Consider the following 18,735-nt stretch of genomic DNA (forward strand, 5'->3'; position numbering starts at 1 on the left):
AATACACCTCAACTGTCTTTTTACTTAATCTTTTTTAATCGTGCAATAAAGAAACCATCGGTATGATATTGATGGGGCCAAATTCTTATCATGCCTTGGTCATTGATTAAACCAGCTGCCATAACTTCATCAGCGATAATCTGATCTAATTCAAAGTCTTCGTGCTCCTGTAGAAATGCTCCGACTTGTTCCTCATTCTCCTGACTTGCCAGTGTACAAGTCGAATAAATTAAATATCCACCCGGTTTAAGCAAGGAACTAGTATGATTCAATAACTCTGCTTGAATTTCGGCCAAGGCTTGAATATGGTTGGCCTGTTTACTATATTTAATTTCAGGTTTACGACGCATCAAACCTAGCCCTGAGCATGGCGCATCCAGATATATTCTATCATATAATTTACCATCTGTTGGTATAAATTTACTAGCATCTTCAACCTGCAAACTCACAAATTGAGATAAGCCTAAGCGTTGAAGATGGTCGTCTACTTTTGTTAATTTAGCCGAAGAAATATCTAAGGCTTGTAATTTTCCGCCACCCAAATCTCGTAAAATTTGGGCAATATGTGTCGCTTTACCACCCGGTGCAGCACAGGCATCCAGTACAGTCATCCCTGCCTGTAATTTTCCTAAAGAAGCCACTAATTGACTCGATTCATCTTGAATCGTTAAAGCTCCCTGTTGAAATAGTGACGAATGAACGGGATTGCCTGATTCAAACCGCAAACCCACTGGTGATATCGGACTAGCTTGACTCGTCAACCCTTCTTCTGATAACTGTTCCCGGGCAGCCTGACTATTTAAACCAGACTTGACGATTCGAGCCGACACATAGGGTTCTTCTAATAAAGATCCTAATAAAGCTTCTAAATCTGCCTCACTGATTTGATGCTGAAGCTCTTTAATAATCCAAGGAGCGATTGAATATTTTACTGCAAGAGCTTGAAGTGGATTTTCTAGCTTATTTAAATCCAAATCGGCTCGACGTTGAAAATTGCGGAGAACTCCATTGACAAAGCCACCTAGGCCAGCATGCCCAATTAGTTTGGCCATTTCAACTGCTTGCGAGAAAACCGCATGATCGGGAATACGGTCAAGATAAATAAATTGATAGATAGACAGGCGCAATAAGCTGGCCACCCAATCATCGACTTTTTTCCCCTTTATAAAGGGTGCTAGAAAATAATCCAAACTATATCGTCTTTGAATGACCCCATAGACTAATTTAACCACTAGATTAGTGTCTACTGGACTGAGACTGGTTTCTTGATGAAAACGATCGAGGAGGACATTTGAATATCCTCCATGGTTTTCCACTTGGTCAAGAATCAGTAAGGCTTGAAAGCGAGCTTGATCGGCTAATTTTCGAGCAACATTTTTCTTAACCTTCATGACCAGAACTCATTTCAAACACTTGGTTAACCAATTCATGGTCTGCCATTCCATTTAAATATTGTTTAACCGGCATTCTTTTTTTGCCATTAGGTTGAACTTCTTCAATGGCAAAATAAGTGTTTTGGCCTGCCTGAACAATCAGTTGGTCCTCGGTACTTGCTACAATTTGACCTACTTGACCTTGAGGAAAGTCTCCAGTAATTGGTCGGCCAGCCCAAATTTTAAACCGTTGCCCCTTTAACCGTGTAAAAGTTGAAGGAAAAGGTCTAAAGGCACGCACATGGCGGTCGATTTCAATGGCTGTCTGATTCCATTGAATTTCTTCTTCTTCTTTGCTGATATTAGGCGAGAAAGTTGCCTCTGCTTCATTTTGAGGCCAAGCTTGATTTGTCCCAGCAAAGACGGAGGGTAAGGTTTTTAATAATAAGTCACGACCTAGGTCGGCCATCTTAGCAAAAACATCAGCCACGTCATCCCGGTCAAGAATCGGAAGTGAGGCTTGGGCTAAGATATTGCCGGCATCCATTTTAGGTGTCATATAAATCAATGAAATCCCGGTTTCCTTCTCCCCTTTCCAAATTGCATAATGGATGGGAGCGCCCCCACGATATTTAGGTAGGAGTGATGCATGGACATTAATGGCTCCATATTTGGGTGCATTGAGAATGGATTTAGGGAGAAACTGACCAAAGGCTGCCGTAATGATAAGGTCAGGCTTCATTTCAATAATAGTTTTGGCTTGGTCAGACCCAGCTAGTTTTTCAGGTTGAAGTACGGGAATCCCATAGGCTTGCGCCAATTCTTTGACTGGTGATGGAGTAATCACACGCTTCCGGCCTACCGGCCGATCAGGTTGTGTAACTACTGCCATTATTTCATAGGCCTGACTATCAATTAGGCCTTGTAAAACTGTACGGGAAAATGCCGGCGTCCCCATAAAAATTACTTTTTTCATAAATTGCTTCCTTTCTACATAAAGAATAAAGGATCATTGTCAATGGTTACATAGATACCATTTTTAACTTCACTTTGATTGCTTTCAAGAATAATATCCAAAGCCTGGTCTATTTGACTTTTTTGCTTATATTTTAATAATAACTGAAAATAATATTGATTGTTAATTTTAGCAATTCCTGATTGGCTTGGACCTAGTAAGATAAAGTCCCGATTAGTCCCTGTGATTGACTGGTTTAGCTGACTTTTTAATTCATAAACTTTACGAAGAGCCTTGCCTTCGTACTTACTAGAAACGGTAATTAAAGTCATAAAATAGTATGGTGGATAGGCTGCCATATGCCGTCGTTGCATTTCATAATAATAAAAGCCCTCATAATCATGTTTTTGGGCAAAATGTAAGACATAGTGTTGTGGGTTATAAGTTTGAATAATAACTTGGCCTTGATAGGCACCCCGCCCCGTTCGTCCTGCTACTTGAGTTAAGAGTTGGAAACTTTTTTCAGCGGCGCGAAAGTCTGGTAGGTTCAAAGAGGTATCAGCATTAATGACACCCACCAAGGTGACCTTTTCAAAGTCGAGTCCCTTAGCAATCATTTGGGTACCTAAGAGAATATCAGCTTGACCTTGACCAAATTGATTCAGGATTTGTTCATGTTGGCCTTTACGACGAGTTGTATCATTATCCATCCGTAGAATGCGAGCTTGTGGAAAAAGACTTTGTAGGCTTTCATACACCTTTTGAGTGCCAAGGCCATGCCCCCGTAAATGGCGTGAACCACACTGAGGACAGGTTTGCGGCACCTGCTCTCGATAATCACAATAGTGGCATTTAAGCTTAGCATCATGCTTATGATAAGTTAATGAAATATCACAGCGAGGGCATTGTATAACATGCCCACATTCGCGACACATGAGATAAGAAGAATATCCCCGGCGATTTAATAACAAAATAATTTGTTCTTGCTTGTCCAAGCGTGTTTGGATAGCTTCTTTTAGCAAGGGGGAAAACTCATCAAGCGTTTCTTGAGCCAACATTTGTGACATATCTACAATTTGAACGGGTGGTAAAGGTGCTTGATTTACCCGGTCTTTCATCGTAATAAGATGGTAATTGCCAACTTGAGCCCGGGTACGCGACTCAATTGACGGGGTCGCAGACCCCAGGACTAAAGGACAATGGTGGTATTTAGCCCGTAACTTAGCGACCTGACGTGCATGGTAACGTGGGTTGTCTGACTGTTTATAGGTACTTTCATGTTCTTCGTCCATGATTATAATCCCAATGTTTTCTAAAGGAGCAAAGACTGAAGAACGTGCCCCAACAACAATTTTGGCTTCATGTTTGAGGATGCGACGCCATTCATCATAACGCTCCGCTGTTGACAAGCCAGAATGAAGAACCGCCACCCCTTGGCCAAACCGCCCCACAACCCGCTCAACCATTTGCGGGGTCAATGAGATCTCAGGAACTAATAAAAGAGCTGTTTGCCCCTTTTCTACTACGCGGTCGATTAATTGTAGGTAAACCTCAGTTTTTCCTGAACCTGTGACACCTTCAACTAAGAAGGTGTCATTTTTTTCTGTATCAATTGCTAAGGCAATTGTCTCATAGGCCCGTAATTGTTCCGGTTTAAGGTCCTGTTTTTGACTTCTTTCTAAATCCAAATGTTTTAACGGATCACGATATGCTTGGACTTGATTTAGACGTAACCACCCTTTATCTTGAGCCCGTTTAAGCACTTGATAATCAATCTTTGTATCTGTCATTACACTTTTAGCGGGGATAGCCTGTTTATCATCCACATCACGTAAATAATTTAATAAAGCACGTAAGTTACGGTAGTTCGCTGGAGTGTTATCTAAAATAGCTTGATAACCTGTCTGGTCCAGTAAGGGCTCGACCATTTTGATGTATTTCTGACTCGTTTGGTCAACCACATGGTATTCTAATTCAATTATTCCTTGGTCAACTAATTTACGAATACGATAGGCCGATAGCTTAGCTTCTAAGTCTTCCTTGGTTATAGCCTCTTGTGCTAAAATCCCCATTTCGGCTTCAAAACTTTGTCGATCATGAATCAGAATCCTAGTCTCATACTTAACCCGTAACATATTAGGTAACATGGCCTCAAGCATGGAAATCTCAAATACTTGTAAATCGTGGGCTAACTGATGGGCCAAAGAAATCAATTCTTGGTTCAGAAATGGTTGATAATCCAGTAAAGCAGAAATTTCCTTTAATTTACCATCAAAGTTAGTTTCGTCAACCAGTTCAACAACAAAACCCAAAAGATGTCGGGAACCAAAGGGGACTTTCACCCGCATACCAACTTGGATTAAAGCTTCAAACTTTTTGGGAATCTTATAGTCAAAGGGGCGATTCACTTGTGCAACTGGAATATCCACAATAATCTTCCCAATCATAGGTTCAACTCCTTTTAACCTGTCATAAAAAGAGAGCGGGAGAACAGGTTTCTAGCTTGCCAAAACCTCTATCATCCCACCCCTAGCTTTGTGGTTTTCTTGGTGGTCTGTTTTATCTATTGATAAACTCCTGTGAGCCACCCAAATAGATAAACACAATCATATTTAATATAAATTATGGCTGAAACATTTATTTGTTCCAGCCATTTTTATCCCATTATTTATCAACGATTTCTAACTTATCTGCGACTACTTCTTCTAAAGCTTGCCCCACTGGTTTAACTGATTGGTAGTCATCTAATTGATATTTCTTATGGGCTTGCATCTCATGCGCACGTTTACTTGCTAAAATAATTAAACTATAAGTTGAAGGAACTCTCTCAACCAACTTATCAATTGAAGGATATAACATCATAGGTCTTCATTTCCTTTCTGAAAATAATCACGAATTTGACTCTGAATTTGGTCTACAACGCGATCTACTTTTAAATGTTCGCTTTGGATAATTGCATTTACCTTTTGAACGGCATTTGAAACTTGATCATTCACTACAACATAGTCATAGTGTTTCATCATTTCAATTTCTTCTCTAGCTTTCTGCATACGTTCATAAATGACTGCCATATCATCAGTGCCACGGCCAATAATACGTGATTCTAACTCATGGAGATTAGGTGGTGCGAGAAAGATGAAAATTCCCTCAGACATCCGTTCACGTACCTTTAAGGCACCTTGAACTTCAATTTCTAAGAAAACATCTTTCCCTTTGGCTAAATTTTCTTCTATTTTTTCAATGGGTGTTCCATAGTAATTCCCCACGTATTCTGCATATTCAAGTAATTTGTCATGACGAATAAGTTCTTCAAAATGAGAACGTGTTACATAATAATAGTCTACCCCATCTTGCTCTCCAGGCCGCATTTTGCGGGTGGTTGCTGAAACAGAATATACATAGTTAAAAATATTGTTTTCAAAAATAGCTGCTCTTACTGTACCCTTACCTACACCAGAAGGGCCAGATAGGACAATCAGCAATCCTCGTCGATCCGTCATGATCTACCTCCATCTGTCTGCCAATTTATAATCCCTATCATAACACATTAGAAGCTCAACTTAAATGAATTCTAGCATTTCTTCCAAATTTTTCCTAGAAAAACGCTTGACAAAACGAACAAGTGTTCGTATAATAAAAACACAAACACATGTTCGCATAGAAAAGAGATGAAAGAAATGGAATCACCAATTAAATACAACTTCATAGTACACTTAAACCAAGAAAAAAATAAACTAGTTAATAAGTTAATGGATACCTTTAATTTGGCTGAATTCCGGGCGCCCCTTTCTACTACTATCATGCCGGTCACTCAAGTTGAACAAACCCTTAACCAACATTATGTAAGCCTAGACCCAATTTATATTGAATTTGAATACTACAATCATCAGAATAAAATCCAAGAAGATTACCGGGTTGTTCAAATACTTGCACCGATTAACCATGAACGACACGTTCAACTGCTAGATTGTCAAACCCATCAACAATTTTCTTTAAGCCTTCAACAAATCCTAACGGTCTCTGCCAAGGCCGCTTAGGATATATAAGAAAGACTTGTCTAGGGAAAGCTAGTATCTATTAGCTTTCCCTAGACAAGTCTTTTTTATTTAATCATTTAATAAAGAAGAAGTTTCTTTACGTGATAGATAACGACTATGGGGAGGAATAATTAATTTCGGCCAAAGTCGAGCCATAATTGAAAGGATTCCCCCTGTAATTAGCCCTGTTAACAAACAAGATAACCAAAAATTAAGCGATGTCAAGCTAAATTGGTTTGAAGCTTGTAGTAAATAACTAGCCAGTAGAAAAGCTAATAAATAATAAACTACTGAGACCAAAATGCTTGCTGTTATTATATTCAGGTAGACAGACGAATAACGACGATTATTTAGGGTTTTTTGTGTATTTTTGGTAAATAACCCTAACAAGACTAAACTCATCACTGGAACCAAGTAACGCAAGATTAGGGGTAACCATTGATGTTCTTGACCAATAAACCAACCAACACCAAGTACAGCTAGAGCTCCCGTCAGGATTGCTGCCGGTGCGCCTTGGCGTAAACCTAGCCAAATTAAAGGTATAAGAAACAAAGCAAAGCGATAAGGAAGTTGATTATTTAAGACTTGGTAAGCTACAAAAGCTAAGCCTAAAGCCAGAATTAAAGCAATCAAGCAGTCGCCCAACAAGCGGCGAGTTCGTTTATTCATAGGTTATTTCTCCTTTATTAACCTTCATCTTCAGGCTGATAACTAGAGCCTTCCATAATGATTGGCAAAATGACTGGACGTCGTTTGGTTTCCTTAAAGAGGTATTTACCAATTTTCTCACGTAGATCTGATTTCAAATTACCCCAGTCAAAATCGTCTTTGGCTAAATGTTCTTCAAGCACATCTAGGGTCATATCGGAACATTCTTCAATCAAATCTAAACTGGTCTTCATGAAAACAAATCCTCTTGAAGTTATTTGTGGCCCAACCAAAACACGTTTAAGTCGGCGAGAAATTGTAGCAACTACCACAAAAATACCATCTTCACTTAAAATACGACGATCTCTTAAGACCACATTCCCTATATCCCCTACGCCTGAACCATCAACGAGTACATCGCCAGCTGGCACAGAAGCAGCGATATTGACTGAATCCTGTTTAAATTCAATGACATCACCTAAAACTGGCATCAAAATTTGATCATCAGTATAGGCTAGTTCTTGGGCTAACTTAGCATGGGCATGTAAAGTTCTAGACTCACCATTAACTGGAATAAGATAATGGGGTTTTAAGAAATTCAACATAAACTGAAGGTCATTTTTATTAGCATGTCCAGAAACTTGTGCGTCTTCCTTAATCGAACGAACACTGGCACCAGCCCGGTAAATCATATCTGCCGTTTTAGCTTGGGTCGTTTCCATGGCAACAGATGGGGTTGTCCCTATATAGACTAAATCCCCTTCTTTTAAATGAACCGTTTTATGACGATTATTAGCCATCGCTTGCAAGGCTTTGATAGGTTCACCCACATTACCAGTTTCTAAGACAATAATTTTATCATCTGGGGTCTTAGTCATATCTTTCATTTGGCCAATGACATCTTTACTTGGAATCTGAATCTTATCAAGTTTAATAGCAACATCAATTAATTGCATTAATTGGTTACCACCAAAAAATACGGTCCGACCAGATAAGTAAGCCGCATTCAAAACTTGTTGAATCCGGGCGATATTAGAACCAATACTAGCAATAATGACCCGTCCAGGTGTATTCATAAATGTATCTGCCATATTTCCAACAATCGTGGTGACAGAATCATTGTTGGTCAAAATTTCTGCATCGGCTGAGTCACTTAGTAAAGCCAGAACACCCTTTTCACCAATATCGGTTAAACGGCCGAAATCTGTTTTATACAATTCTGAGGCAGAAGAATCAAATTTAAAGTCACCCGTATAGACAATAGCTCCTAAAGGCGTTGAGAGTACAATCCCTACTGATTCAGGGATGGTATGGGTGGTTTTAAAGAAAGAAACTGTAGAAGTCTCAAATTCAATTTCAGTTTCCGCATCAATCACAAAGAAATTATCCAAATGCTTCCCTAAACCAGCTGCTTTAGCATCTAACTTAGCTAGTTCAATCGTTAAATCGGTTCCGAATACAGGAGCTTCTAGCGTATCTAATAAGTAAGGTAAGGCACCCATGGCATCCGCATGCCCATGACTTAAGAAAATACCAACAACCCGTTCCTTATTTTCTTCTAAATAGGTAAAGTCAGGAATTACTGCATCAATACCTAACATTTCGTCTTCAGGGAAGACCAAACCACAATCGAGCACATAAATGGCCTCATCTATTTCGACCACATACATATTCTTGCCCTCTTCGCGTACCCCGCCAAGAGGAATAATTTTAACTGCATTCATATAGCACCTCATATATATTTATCTATTTTTCTTGTTTACAATCGTATTTAGTATAACACATTCTTAACTTAATTTAAAAAGCATCTGATTACTAGCGTCCTAAAAGATTTTTGCCTTAATTGCGCAAGTTTTTTACATTACAAAAAACCCAATCAACAAAAGGAATTAACCTATTGCTAATTGGATAATATAGACAAATTTTACTTGATTAATACTTTCCGTGATAAATTAATCCGACCCCGGTCATCAATTTCAGTTACTTTAACTGTCACATCATCACCCATGGCTAAGACATCTTCAACTTTATCGATTCGTTCTTTAGCTATTTGAGAGATATGGAGTAAGCCTTGTTTACCTGGTAAGATTTCAACAAAAGCGCCGAATTTTTCAATCCGAACTACTTTCCCCGTATAGACTTCACCAGCCGCCACTACATGGGTTAAACTTTCAATAATATCTTTGGCTTTATTAATCATGGCTTGGTCTTCAGAGTAAATTGACACATTACCTTCATCATCAATATCGATTTTAACACCTGTTTCATCGATAATTTTGTTGATCGTTTCGCCACCCTTACCAATCACCACTTTGATTTGGTCAATATCAATTTTAACCATTTCAATCTTAGGTGCATACTTACTCAATTCAGGTCTTGGTGCTGCAATGGTGGAAGTAATTTGATCCAAAATCTGCATCCGGGCTACTTTAGCTTGAGCTAAGGCTTCCCGCAAGATTTGTTCTGTAATTCCTTGGATTTTAATATCCATTTGTAAAGCGGTAATTCCTTTAGCAGTACCAGCTACCTTGAAGTCCATATCACCGAGGTGATCTTCTAGGCCCTGAATGTCCGTTAAGATGGTATAATCAGCATCATCATCCATCACCAAGCCCATGGCGATCCCAGCCACTGGAGCTTTAATTGGGATACCAGCATCCATCATGGCTAGGGTTGACCCACAGATAGAGGCCTGGGAAGACGAACCGTTTGATTCTAAAACTTCAGAGACAAGACGAATCACATATGGAAATTCTTCTTCTGAAGGAATAACATGTTTCAAGGCCCGTTCACCTAAAGCACCATGGCCCACTTCACGACGACCTGGGCTACCCATCCGGCCAGTTTCACCCACTGAATATGGAGGGAAATTATAGTGATGCATAAACCGTTTATAATCTTCGGTACCTAAGCCATCAATAATTTGATGCTCTCTTAATGGGGCCAAAGTTGCAACAGATAAGGCTTGCGTTTGTCCCCGAGTAAAGAGACCAGAACCATGGACCCGTGGTAAGAGACCAACTTCTGAAGAAAGTGGACGAATTTCATCAATTTTACGACCATCTGGCCGCACCCGTTCTTTGGTAATTAAACGGCGAACTTCATCTTTTTCTAAATCATGTAAGGCAATATTTACAGACTTAATGATTTCTTCAAATTCAGGATTACTATCATATTTTGTTTGGAAATATTCCACGGCCGCTGCCATAACGTCAGCAACGGCTTCTTCCCGGGCTTTCTTTTCTTCAGTTTGAATGGCTTGAACCATTTTAGCTTGGAAAAGTTCATTGACTTGGTCCACAATGTCAGGCAGAGGTTTAGCCAAGGTCAATTCAAATTTTTCTTTACCCACAGCTGATATGATTTCTTCTTGGAAGGCAACGAGTTCTTTAATAGCCTCATGACCGAATAATAAAGCTTCTAACATTTCGGCTTCAGGAACTTCAGCCGCATCAGACTCAACCATATTAATTGCTGTCTTAGTCCCAGCTACCGTTAAGTCAATTTCAGTTGTAGCGAGTTGGTCAACACTTGGATTAATAATTAATTGACCATCTACTCGAGCCACTTTAACCCCAGCAATTGGACCATCAAAAGGCACATCAGAAACACCTAATGCTAAGGAAGCACCAAACATAGCGGCCATCTCAGGACTATTATCTTGATCAACGGATAAGACGGTTGCTACAATTTGAACCTCATTCCGGACTCCATCAGGAAACATTGGCCGAATTGGACGGTCAATTAAACGCGCGGTTAAGGTTGCATGTTCTGAAGGACGCCCTTCTCGTTTTAAGAAGCCACCTGGTACTTTACCTACAGCATACATTTTTTCTTCATAGTTAACTGTCAGTGGGAAGAAATCACCAGTTCCAGCTTTTTTAGATCCAACCGCTGTAGCTAAAACAACCGTTTCACCGTAGCGAACTAGAACGGCACCCGATGCTTGCTTGGCAACTTGGCCAATCTCAACTTGTAGAGGTCGACCCCTAAAATCAAGCTTAAATACTTGTTTTGTCATATATACTCTCCTTTTTATTGCAAACGGTAGACTACTAAACAAATATCAATTAAACTCCTTAGCGTTTAACTCATACTTGTATAGTAGTGACCAACCATTTGTATATTTTTATATAAAAAGAAGGATGACAAAAATGTCACCCTTTTTAAAATCATGATTAACGACGTAATCCTAAACGAGAAATTAATTCACGGTAACGAGGAATATCGTTTTCACGTAAGTAAGCTAATAAGTTACGACGGTGTCCGATTTTCTTCATTAAACCACGATAAGAATGGAAATCTTTCTTATGTTCTTTAATATGCTCATTTAATAAGTTGATTTCTTCAGTTAAAACGGCAACTTGTACCTCAACTGAACCTGTATCGCCTTCATGAGTAGCATATTCTTTAATGATTTCGCTCTTGCGTTCTTTGCTTAATGCCATCTCATTTCACCTCTTTCTATGATTTTGTCCCTAACCAAGTAAACGTTGGTGATTCGATTACTGAGTTAAGGCTTTGCGCCCACCGTCCGTCGGTCAAAGACAGCAACAGACGGCTACTTGAATAATATAGCTTATTTACTAAGGATATTCAAGCTAAAACAGGATTTTTTATAGGGTTTTTATTTTTTCTTATAAAAAACAGCCTTTAATTCCATAATAATATCTCTAAGCTCGGCGGCTGCCTCGAAGTTCATGGCTTTAGCATGTTGCCTCATTTCCATTTCTAAGCGGTCCAACTCTTCTTCTCTTTGGACCCGCGATAGGGATTTGAATTGTTGCAAGATATTTTCTTCTTGTTCATCAGAAGATACTTCCTTAGATATCTTAATTAGATCGCGGACTTCTTTCTTAATGGTTTGTGGCGTAATCCCATGAGCTTCATTATAAGCCATTTGAATTTTCCGGCGTCGTTCTGTTTCATCCATGGCTTTCCGCATGGAATCGGTGATTGCATCTGCATACATAATCACCTTCCCATGATCATTCCGAGCAGCCCGACCAATGGTTTGAACTAAAGACCGTTCTGACCTTAAGAAGCCTTCTTTATCCGCATCTAAAATCATAACTAAGGAAACTTCGGGTACATCGAGTCCTTCCCGCAACAAGTTAATCCCGACTAAGACATCAAAGATTCCCAGGCGAAGATCACGAATTATTTCCGTCCGTTCCAGAGTCTTAATATCTGAGTGAAGGTACTTCACCTTAAAGTCTAATTCCTTCAAATAATCAGTTAAGTCTTCGGACATCTTCTTAGTTAAAGTTGTAATGAAGACCCGGTCACCACGGGAAATAGTTTCATTTATCTCACTAACAATATCATCCATTTGACCCTTGATTGGTCTGACCTCAATCACCGGATCAAGTAAGCCAGTTGGCCGGATTATTTGCTCAACATATTGGTTATCAGTTAGGTTTAATTCATAAGGACCTGGGGTGGCCGAAACATAGATCATTTGATTAACTTTTTTCTCAAATTCTTCCAAGCGTAATGGTCGATTATCTAAAGCTGACGGTAACCGAAAACCATAATCAATTAATTGTTGTTTCCGAGCCCGGTCACCGTTATACATACCGCGAATTTGGGGCAAGGTTATATGTGATTCATCGGCTACAATTAAATAGTCATCAGGGAAGAAATCCAAGAGAGTAAAGGGTGCTTGCCCTGGTGCCCGACCATCCATGTGCCGAGAGTAATTTTCAATACCTGAACAATACCCCATTTCCAAGAGCATTTCGATATCATAGTTGGTTCTTTGTTCCAAACGTTGGGCCTCAAGGAGCTTATGTTCTTTATTCAGTTCGGCCAGTCTTTCTTCTAATTCAGCGCGAATGGTTTCCACTGCCCTCAAAGTCTGTTCTTGGTTGGCCACAAAGTGAGTAGCAGGATAGACTGGGAAGTGCTTCAATTCGGATTTAATTTCACCTGTCATCACATCCACTTCACGGATCCGGTCAATTTCATCACCAAACCACTCAACCCTAAGCACAGAGGAGTCATGGGAGGCGATGAAAATTTCAACCACATCTCCCCGGACTCGGAAAGTTCCCCGTTGGAAATCATAGTCATTACGGACATACTGCATTTCAACTAAGCGGTTTAAGACATAGGCACGCGAGATTTCTTGTCCTTCTCTTAGAGACAAAACTTGGTCCCGGTACATTTCTGGGTCAACCAAACCATAAATACAAGATACCGACGCAACCACAATAACATCACGCCGTTCTAATAAGGCTGAGGAAGCAGAGTGACGTAATTTATCAATTTCATCATTAATAGAGGCTTCTTTTTCGATATAGGAATCAGATGAAGGTACATAGGCTTCTGGCTGATAGTAATCATAATAAGAGACAAAATATTCAACTGCATTATCCGGGAAAAATTCTAATAACTCACTATATAATTGACCTGCTAAAGTTTTATTGTGAGCTAGGACTAAAGTTGGCTTGTTTATTTCCTGTATCACATTAGCAATAGTAAAGGTTTTACCTGTCCCAGTAGCGCCTAAAAGAATTTGATCCCGTTTTCCTTCTTTTAGACCTTTTACTAAATCGGCAATCGCTTTGGGTTGATCCCCTGACGCTTGATAAGGTGCTTTTAAATTAAAATGATCCATCGTTTTACTCCTTTACGAATGAATGTTCGCTTTTATGATACCCTAATTTCTAAAAAATGCAAAAAGTAGGATTATATCTAAAGAAAAATAAAAAAAAGATTGCTTTTAGCTTTTTAAATACGTTATAATACTTCTTGTTGACTAAGTCAGCTTTGACTTATATACTATTAAGAACCAATATTGAAAGAGGTGACATCATGGCAAACTCAGCACAAGCAACTAAACGTGTGCGTCAAAACACTACTAAACGTGACTTAAATAAAGCTCAAGTATCTGAAATGCGTACCGCTATCAAAAACTTTAAAGCTGCCGTAGAATCTTCAGCCGATAATGCACAAGAATTATTCAATGCAGCCGCAAGTAAAATTGATCGTGCAGCTAAAAATGGTTTAATCCATGGTAATAAAGCTGACCGCGATAAAGCTAAATTAAACTCATTATTAAATAAATAATTAAAATAAATATTTTGAGCCAGCCTCTTCGCGATGCTGGCTTTTTTCTTTACTCTTTTTTATTTATTCTTTAATTTAGCTTTTATTTTTTTCTACCATATCTTGTAATTTCATCAGTAAAATATAAAAATAGGTTTCTTTATTGCCCAATCCTTGTTTCATAGCAAAATCAGCTTCTACCAAATCCATATAAAATTGTTGTAATTGATTTAGACTAAGGATCCGGTTATTTTTTAAAGCTAATTTAACCCGGTAAGGATGGACCGAAAGGGTTTTAGCAATATCTCCTTCTAAGTGGCCTGCTTCCATGAGGATTCGACTTTGGATAAATAAGCGAAATTGGGTAATCAGTAAAGCGTGCAATTGAATAGGATTATTGTTTAATAAGAGTAAATCGCGGTATATTTTGACTGCCTTTTCAATTTGGAGGGCCACCACCGCATTCGATAATTCAAACACATTTGATTCTAGGCTGCGAGGTACCAATAATGAAATATCTTTTTTGGTGATTAATTGGTCCGGATTAGCAAAAGAATTCAGTTTATTTAATTCACTTGTTACCTTTGTTAAATCATAATTTGTCCTAATTAATAGTTCTTGGATACCCTCTCTTTGAATCTTAAATTTTCCATCTCTAAGAAATTCTTTTAAATAGGCTTCAACCGCCCGTTCATCCATCGGCGTCATTTCTACGAAATTCGCCTCTTTTAAGAGTGCCTTACTTAACTTGCGCCGTTTGTCTAAATTATCCTTTAAGACCCTAAAAATCAATACTGAAGCCTCATTGGGTTGGGCTAAATACTCTAATAAGGCTGCTTGCTCTTTATCGGTGATACTTTTACGACTGGCCCCAATCAGGCTATCCGCTTGATCAACCACAATGACCCTGCGGTCTGCAAAGAAAGAAAAGAGATTCGCTTCATCAAGGACTAGGGTTAAACTGTCTTCTTGTAAATCAAAGCGCGTTAAATCAAGCTCCTCTTGTCCTTGACGACAATGGTCTAAGAGACTAGACAGAAAGGTATCTTGGAGATACTGTTCACTCCCATATAATAGATAGACTGGACTTACTTGGCCAGTTTTTAATTTTTTTAGGGCTGATTGGTAACTTGACACGAAATCTCCTCCTCTTACAAGATTACAATACTATTATCCTAGTTTAGCTTATTCTTTACTTAAATTAAAGCTCAGACTTGCATGTCTTTTTCAAAGCTATATAATAGGGAACATATTCTAGAAAAGGAGCCCATTATGAAAGCAAAAATTGGTATTACTGGTAATATTATTACCTACAAACGGCCTGAAGAAGTGGCTGCTTTTGACGCCAACTACACGCCACGTGAATTCTCACAAGCTGTAGAATTAGCAGGGGGAATTCCCTATATCATTCCGATTATGGATGAATCACTAGCTGAAGAAATTATGTCTAGCTTAGATGGCCTCATTCTAACGGGTGGGCAAGATGTTTCGCCCCTCTTATATAATCAAGAGCCCCATCAAGCCATCCAAGAAACTTCGCCCCAAAGAGACACCTTTGAATTAGCCCTTATCAATGCAGCAATTCACCAAGGTAAGGCTATCTTAGGTATTTGTCGCGGACTACAACTATTAAATGTCCGCTATGGGGGCACACTTTATCAAGATTTATCTGAAGATAAGACAGCTTACCTTCAACATAACCAACAAAGTTTACCCCAATTTCCAACCCATCGCATTCAAATCAAAGATCAGTCGAGTTTATCACCCATCTTTGGTAAGGAAATTACCGTTAACTCCTTCCATCACCAAGCAATCGATCAATTAGGTCAAGGGCTTACGGTGATTGCTCAATCTCTGGATCAGGTTATCGAAGCGGTTGAAGCACCCGCAGATAATGTCATCGCGGTCCAATGGCATCCTGAGTTAACCCATATTCATGACCAACACTCCATTAACCTCTTTCGAAATTTAGTCGAACGTGCCTTGCCAAAAGATTAAAAAATAAAGCTAGAGAGTTCTTCTGAAGAACTTTCTAGCTTTTAATATTAGGCTTCAATTTTAACAATCCAATTTTTTTCTTCATCTTGTGAATCTAAGAGGCTGGGATTATTTTCAGCTTCTACATGTTTAACAACAATTTTACCCGAAATTGGACTAGGAATTTCAATAGTGGCTTTGGAAGCTTCCACATTTAAGAGGGTATCCCCTGCTGCAATTTCACCCAGACGGGCTATATTCGCATAGACAATCTCTCCAACTTCTTCTTGTAGGACTTCATTAACACCTAATACGATTTGACCTGAGGCTTCTTTTTGCCATAAATATTCTACATTCATCTTAATTCCCCTATCTTTTTGTATGTCTAAAAATCATCATTGTCGAAAATGTATGACTTATAGTGATAACGCATTGACAGTATCAAGCCTACCCCAATCATGTTGGAAAGTAAAGCTGAACCCCCTTGAGAAATAAAAGGTAATGGCACCCCGGTAATTGGTAGGAGTCCAATATTCATTCCAATATTTTCCAAAATATGGAAGAGGATCATTGAAATAACCCCAGTTGCAATATAGGTATAAAACTCATTCTTAGTTTTAAAACAAGTTTGAACCATTTGATAAATCAAAATAAAATAAATTAAAAGTAAGAATGAGGCACCGATAAAACCAAAATTTTCACCAATGGTGGTAAATATAAAGTCAGATTCCCTAACCGGCACGGTTACTTCTGAAACCCCTAGTCCTTTGCCAAGTAACTGACCTGACCCAATGGCTTTAATTGATTGAGCTAACTGATATCCAGACCCCCGCGTATCCGCAAAAGGCTCTAGCCAGTCTTTAATCCGGTTAATTTGATAAGCTTGAACCAACTTATTCTCAATCAAGAAGTCTGGGAAAAAGACCACAGCAGAAAGTATTCCTGCAGCCAAGGCTACAACAATCAGAATCGCCGGTAATAAGATTTTCCAAGAAATACCCGATACCAGAATCACACCGCCGGTAATGGCTAACATAACCAAGTTCGTCCCTAAGTCATTTTGAAGTTGAATCAAAACCATTGCTGGCAAAGCAACCACAGCAATTTTTCCTAATAATAACCAATCTGATTTAAGGGTTCTTTCAATAAATTCATGGTTATGTTGGGTTACTACCCGCGCTAACATAATAATGTAAGCCGGTTTAACAACTTCCGAAGGTTGGAAAGATAAAGATCCTAGTCTAAACCAAGAACGAGCCCCCGTTTCAGCAGCTAGTTGCCGGTCGTAAAAAATAAGCACAAAAACTAATAAAAGGAGTCCTAAGCCATACAAGTAAGTGGATAATTTCCAGTATTGTTCACTATTAAACTGCATGACTACAATAACGGCAATCGACCCTACAGCATACCAGAGGGCATGAAACAAGGTTGGGGCGATATTTTCCCCATTAATCATGGTCGTGGTTGCATAGACGGATATTAAGCCAATTAGGGCTAAGATAATAATTGTTAAGATTATGCCATAATCAACCCGAGATTCTTGTTCAATTTTTAATTTTCGTGACATGTTCATTTAAATAGACTCCTTCGAAGTGTGGTCTGACTCCACTTGATATATCTGATTTTGTAAAACTGGTTGACTTTGACCATAGTAAACATAATTCGAACTTGTGGCCCGAAAGACTGCTTGATCTTTTACTTGGTCTGAGATTTCCCAATAATTTTTTTCTTTAAAGTCGTGGTAAAAGACATTAATAAAAGCACCAATCGCAATCACCATGGCATTAAAATATAACCAAATCAGTAGGATGATAAAAACACCAATTGTCTGATTCGAAGTAGACCGGCCCATCATGGAAACAACCAGTCCAAATAATTGGGATATCAAGGTAAAGCCAAGGAGAGCAAATAAAGTGCCCGGAATAGAATACCGCCAAGTCCAATTAACATTTGGGATAAATTGATAAATAATTAATAGAACTAAAGCTAATAAGGCAAACCCAATCAAACCACTCTGATTAATCAGGATTTCCAATAAAGCAAAATCAAAGCCAAAAATATCTTTTACTGCCTGGTAGAAGGTTTCACCATATAATACGGCAAAGCCTAGGAAGACCCCTACCAATACAAAAGCTATCGTAAATACGTAGGAAAACATTCGAGCAATTAAGGCATTTTTTCTTGGTTCCGCCTTATAAATCGTATTAAAAACCCTTTGAATCGTATTAAACACATTTGAAGCGGGCCATAAAGAAATAATCAAACCGAGTGAGAAAGCTCCAGAAGATGTTGATGATAGATAATCTTCCAATAAAGGCAGCAGGAGCCCTTGCACTTGGCTCGGCAGAACATCTTTAATTGTGGCTACAATATCCGTAGGTGAAAATGGTAAGACAGAAATTACGTTAGCTAAAGCCAACATTAAGGGAACAATGGCCCAAATGATATAGAAGGAAAGCTCAGCTGCATAGGAGCCAAAAGCTAACTGCTTCTGATTGAATTGAAAAGTTTTCAGTAAACGTTGAAAGACTGATGGTTGTTCTGACACACTAGCCCTCCTCTCCACTTTAATAGTCTTAAAAATTTTAACACACTTAGGAAAAAATTTCACTCATAGCTATTGGAAATTTGCTTTGCTTTTCTTAGACTTTTTCTAAATCTAGGTTATAATTAAATGGTAAAGAAAGGGAGG

The 18,735-nt window shown here is 38.8% G+C and carries 17 protein-coding genes; 3 read left to right on the plus strand and 14 right to left on the minus strand.

The window, feature by feature from the left end; all coding sequences use genetic code 11:
* Positions 1-20 precede the first annotated feature (20 nt).
* From rsmB to gmk, 5 genes are all read right to left on the minus strand, one after another.
* Positions 21-1,391 carry a 16S rRNA (cytosine(967)-C(5))-methyltransferase RsmB gene (gene rsmB, locus HMPREF9257_RS04250; protein WP_006418564.1) on the minus strand — a complete coding sequence of 457 codons (1,371 nt, stop codon included), beginning with the start codon at positions 1,389-1,391 and terminating at the stop codon, positions 21-23.
* Positions 1,381-2,349 carry a methionyl-tRNA formyltransferase gene (fmt, locus tag HMPREF9257_RS04255; protein WP_006418543.1) on the minus strand — a complete coding sequence of 323 codons (969 nt, stop codon included), beginning with the start codon at positions 2,347-2,349 and terminating at the stop codon, positions 1,381-1,383. Before fmt ends, rsmB begins: the two co-directional genes overlap by 11 nt.
* 14 nt (positions 2,350-2,363) lie before the next feature.
* On the minus strand, positions 2,364-4,775 hold the full coding sequence (gene priA / locus HMPREF9257_RS04260) for a primosomal protein N' (RefSeq protein ID WP_006418296.1): 2,412 nt from the start codon (positions 4,773-4,775) through the stop codon (positions 2,364-2,366).
* A 217-nt stretch (positions 4,776-4,992) separates the two neighbouring features.
* Entirely contained in the window at positions 4,993-5,190 is a 198-nt protein-coding gene (gene rpoZ, locus HMPREF9257_RS04265; RefSeq protein WP_006418446.1) for a DNA-directed RNA polymerase subunit omega, read from the minus strand.
* The gene (gene gmk / locus HMPREF9257_RS04270; protein WP_006418227.1) at positions 5,187-5,828 is read right to left on the minus strand and encodes a guanylate kinase; all 642 of its coding nucleotides are present in this window, start codon (positions 5,826-5,828) and stop codon (positions 5,187-5,189) included. The genes rpoZ and gmk overlap by 4 nt, the downstream gene beginning before the upstream one ends.
* A gap of 177 nt (positions 5,829-6,005) precedes the next feature.
* Here gmk and HMPREF9257_RS04275 point away from each other — a divergent pair, with 177 nt between their 5' ends.
* Positions 6,006-6,365 carry a hypothetical protein gene (locus tag HMPREF9257_RS04275; RefSeq protein ID WP_006418185.1) on the plus strand — a complete coding sequence of 120 codons (360 nt, stop codon included), beginning with the start codon at positions 6,006-6,008 and terminating at the stop codon, positions 6,363-6,365.
* A gap of 69 nt (positions 6,366-6,434) precedes the next feature.
* Here the strand turns inward: HMPREF9257_RS04275 and HMPREF9257_RS04280 are convergent, their stop codons facing one another.
* From HMPREF9257_RS04280 to uvrB, 5 genes are all read right to left on the minus strand, one after another.
* Entirely contained in the window at positions 6,435-7,034 is a 600-nt protein-coding gene (locus HMPREF9257_RS04280) for an energy-coupled thiamine transporter ThiT (protein WP_006418542.1), read from the minus strand.
* 17 nt (positions 7,035-7,051) lie between these two features.
* Positions 7,052-8,737 (minus strand): ribonuclease J, encoded by a 1,686-nt coding sequence (locus HMPREF9257_RS04285; protein ID WP_006418349.1) that lies wholly within the window; start codon positions 8,735-8,737, stop codon positions 7,052-7,054.
* Positions 8,738-8,937: 200 nt separating this feature from the next.
* Positions 8,938-11,034 carry a polyribonucleotide nucleotidyltransferase gene (pnp, locus tag HMPREF9257_RS04290; protein WP_006418230.1) on the minus strand — a complete coding sequence of 699 codons (2,097 nt, stop codon included), beginning with the start codon at positions 11,032-11,034 and terminating at the stop codon, positions 8,938-8,940.
* Positions 11,035-11,191: 157 nt separating this feature from the next.
* Positions 11,192-11,461, minus strand: a complete 270-nt coding sequence (gene rpsO / locus HMPREF9257_RS04295) for a 30S ribosomal protein S15 (protein WP_006418372.1) — start codon at positions 11,459-11,461, stop codon at positions 11,192-11,194.
* Between the two features lie 179 nt (positions 11,462-11,640).
* Complete coding sequence (gene uvrB, locus HMPREF9257_RS04300) at positions 11,641-13,635, minus strand: excinuclease ABC subunit UvrB (RefSeq protein WP_006418442.1); 1,995 nt, start codon at positions 13,633-13,635, stop codon at positions 11,641-11,643.
* A 197-nt stretch (positions 13,636-13,832) separates the two neighbouring features.
* Between uvrB and rpsT the strand changes: the two genes are divergently transcribed.
* Complete coding sequence (gene rpsT / locus HMPREF9257_RS04305; protein WP_006418511.1) at positions 13,833-14,087, plus strand: 30S ribosomal protein S20; 255 nt, start codon at positions 13,833-13,835, stop codon at positions 14,085-14,087.
* Between the two features lie 75 nt (positions 14,088-14,162).
* On the opposite strand, the gene holA is transcribed toward rpsT, so the two are convergent.
* Entirely contained in the window at positions 14,163-15,203 is a 1,041-nt protein-coding gene (gene holA, locus HMPREF9257_RS04310; protein ID WP_006418375.1) for a DNA polymerase III subunit delta, read from the minus strand.
* Positions 15,204-15,338: 135 nt separating this feature from the next.
* Between holA and HMPREF9257_RS04315 the strand changes: the two genes are divergently transcribed.
* Complete coding sequence (locus HMPREF9257_RS04315; protein ID WP_006418265.1) at positions 15,339-16,064, plus strand: gamma-glutamyl-gamma-aminobutyrate hydrolase family protein; 726 nt, start codon at positions 15,339-15,341, stop codon at positions 16,062-16,064.
* 47 nt (positions 16,065-16,111) lie between these two features.
* On the opposite strand, the gene HMPREF9257_RS04320 is transcribed toward HMPREF9257_RS04315, so the two are convergent.
* The 3 genes from HMPREF9257_RS04320 to HMPREF9257_RS04330 are packed head-to-tail and all read right to left on the minus strand — an operon-like array spanning position 16,112 to position 18,591.
* Positions 16,112-16,402 (minus strand): glycine cleavage system H family protein, encoded by a 291-nt coding sequence (locus tag HMPREF9257_RS04320; protein WP_006418382.1) that lies wholly within the window; start codon positions 16,400-16,402, stop codon positions 16,112-16,114.
* Positions 16,403-16,428: 26 nt separating this feature from the next.
* On the minus strand, positions 16,429-17,616 hold the full coding sequence (locus tag HMPREF9257_RS04325; protein ID WP_006418426.1) for an FtsW/RodA/SpoVE family cell cycle protein: 1,188 nt from the start codon (positions 17,614-17,616) through the stop codon (positions 16,429-16,431).
* On the minus strand, positions 17,617-18,591 hold the full coding sequence (locus HMPREF9257_RS04330) for a YihY/virulence factor BrkB family protein (RefSeq protein WP_006418238.1): 975 nt from the start codon (positions 18,589-18,591) through the stop codon (positions 17,617-17,619). It abuts the gene before it with no gap.
* Positions 18,592-18,735: the final 144 nt, after the last annotated feature.

Source organism: Eremococcus coleocola ACS-139-V-Col8 (assembly GCF_000183205.1).
Taxonomy (GTDB): Bacteria; Bacillota; Bacilli; order Lactobacillales; family Aerococcaceae; genus Eremococcus; species Eremococcus coleocola.

Excerpts from the sequence above, each read along its gene's own strand:
- rsmB (WP_006418564.1), bottom strand. The coding sequence starts at position 1,391 with ATGAAGGTTAAGAAAAATGTTGCTCGAAAATTAGCCGATCAAGCTCGC.
- fmt (WP_006418543.1), bottom strand. The coding sequence starts at position 2,349 with ATGAAAAAAGTAATTTTTATGGGGACGCCGGCATTTTCCCGTACAGTT.
- priA (WP_006418296.1), bottom strand. The coding sequence starts at position 4,775 with ATGATTGGGAAGATTATTGTGGATATTCCAGTTGCACAAGTGAATCGC.
- rpoZ (WP_006418446.1), bottom strand. The coding sequence starts at position 5,190 with ATGATGTTATATCCTTCAATTGATAAGTTGGTTGAGAGAGTTCCTTCA.
- gmk (WP_006418227.1), bottom strand. The coding sequence starts at position 5,828 with ATGACGGATCGACGAGGATTGCTGATTGTCCTATCTGGCCCTTCTGGT.
- HMPREF9257_RS04275 (WP_006418185.1), top strand. The coding sequence starts at position 6,006 with ATGGAATCACCAATTAAATACAACTTCATAGTACACTTAAACCAAGAA.
- HMPREF9257_RS04280 (WP_006418542.1), bottom strand. The coding sequence starts at position 7,034 with ATGAATAAACGAACTCGCCGCTTGTTGGGCGACTGCTTGATTGCTTTA.
- HMPREF9257_RS04285 (WP_006418349.1), bottom strand. The coding sequence starts at position 8,737 with ATGAATGCAGTTAAAATTATTCCTCTTGGCGGGGTACGCGAAGAGGGC.
- pnp (WP_006418230.1), bottom strand. The coding sequence starts at position 11,034 with ATGACAAAACAAGTATTTAAGCTTGATTTTAGGGGTCGACCTCTACAA.
- rpsO (WP_006418372.1), bottom strand. The coding sequence starts at position 11,461 with ATGGCATTAAGCAAAGAACGCAAGAGCGAAATCATTAAAGAATATGCT.
- uvrB (WP_006418442.1), bottom strand. The coding sequence starts at position 13,635 with ATGGATCATTTTAATTTAAAAGCACCTTATCAAGCGTCAGGGGATCAA.
- rpsT (WP_006418511.1), top strand. The coding sequence starts at position 13,833 with ATGGCAAACTCAGCACAAGCAACTAAACGTGTGCGTCAAAACACTACT.
- HMPREF9257_RS04315 (WP_006418265.1), top strand. The coding sequence starts at position 15,339 with ATGAAAGCAAAAATTGGTATTACTGGTAATATTATTACCTACAAACGG.
- HMPREF9257_RS04320 (WP_006418382.1), bottom strand. The coding sequence starts at position 16,402 with ATGAATGTAGAATATTTATGGCAAAAAGAAGCCTCAGGTCAAATCGTA.
- HMPREF9257_RS04325 (WP_006418426.1), bottom strand. The coding sequence starts at position 17,616 with ATGAACATGTCACGAAAATTAAAAATTGAACAAGAATCTCGGGTTGAT.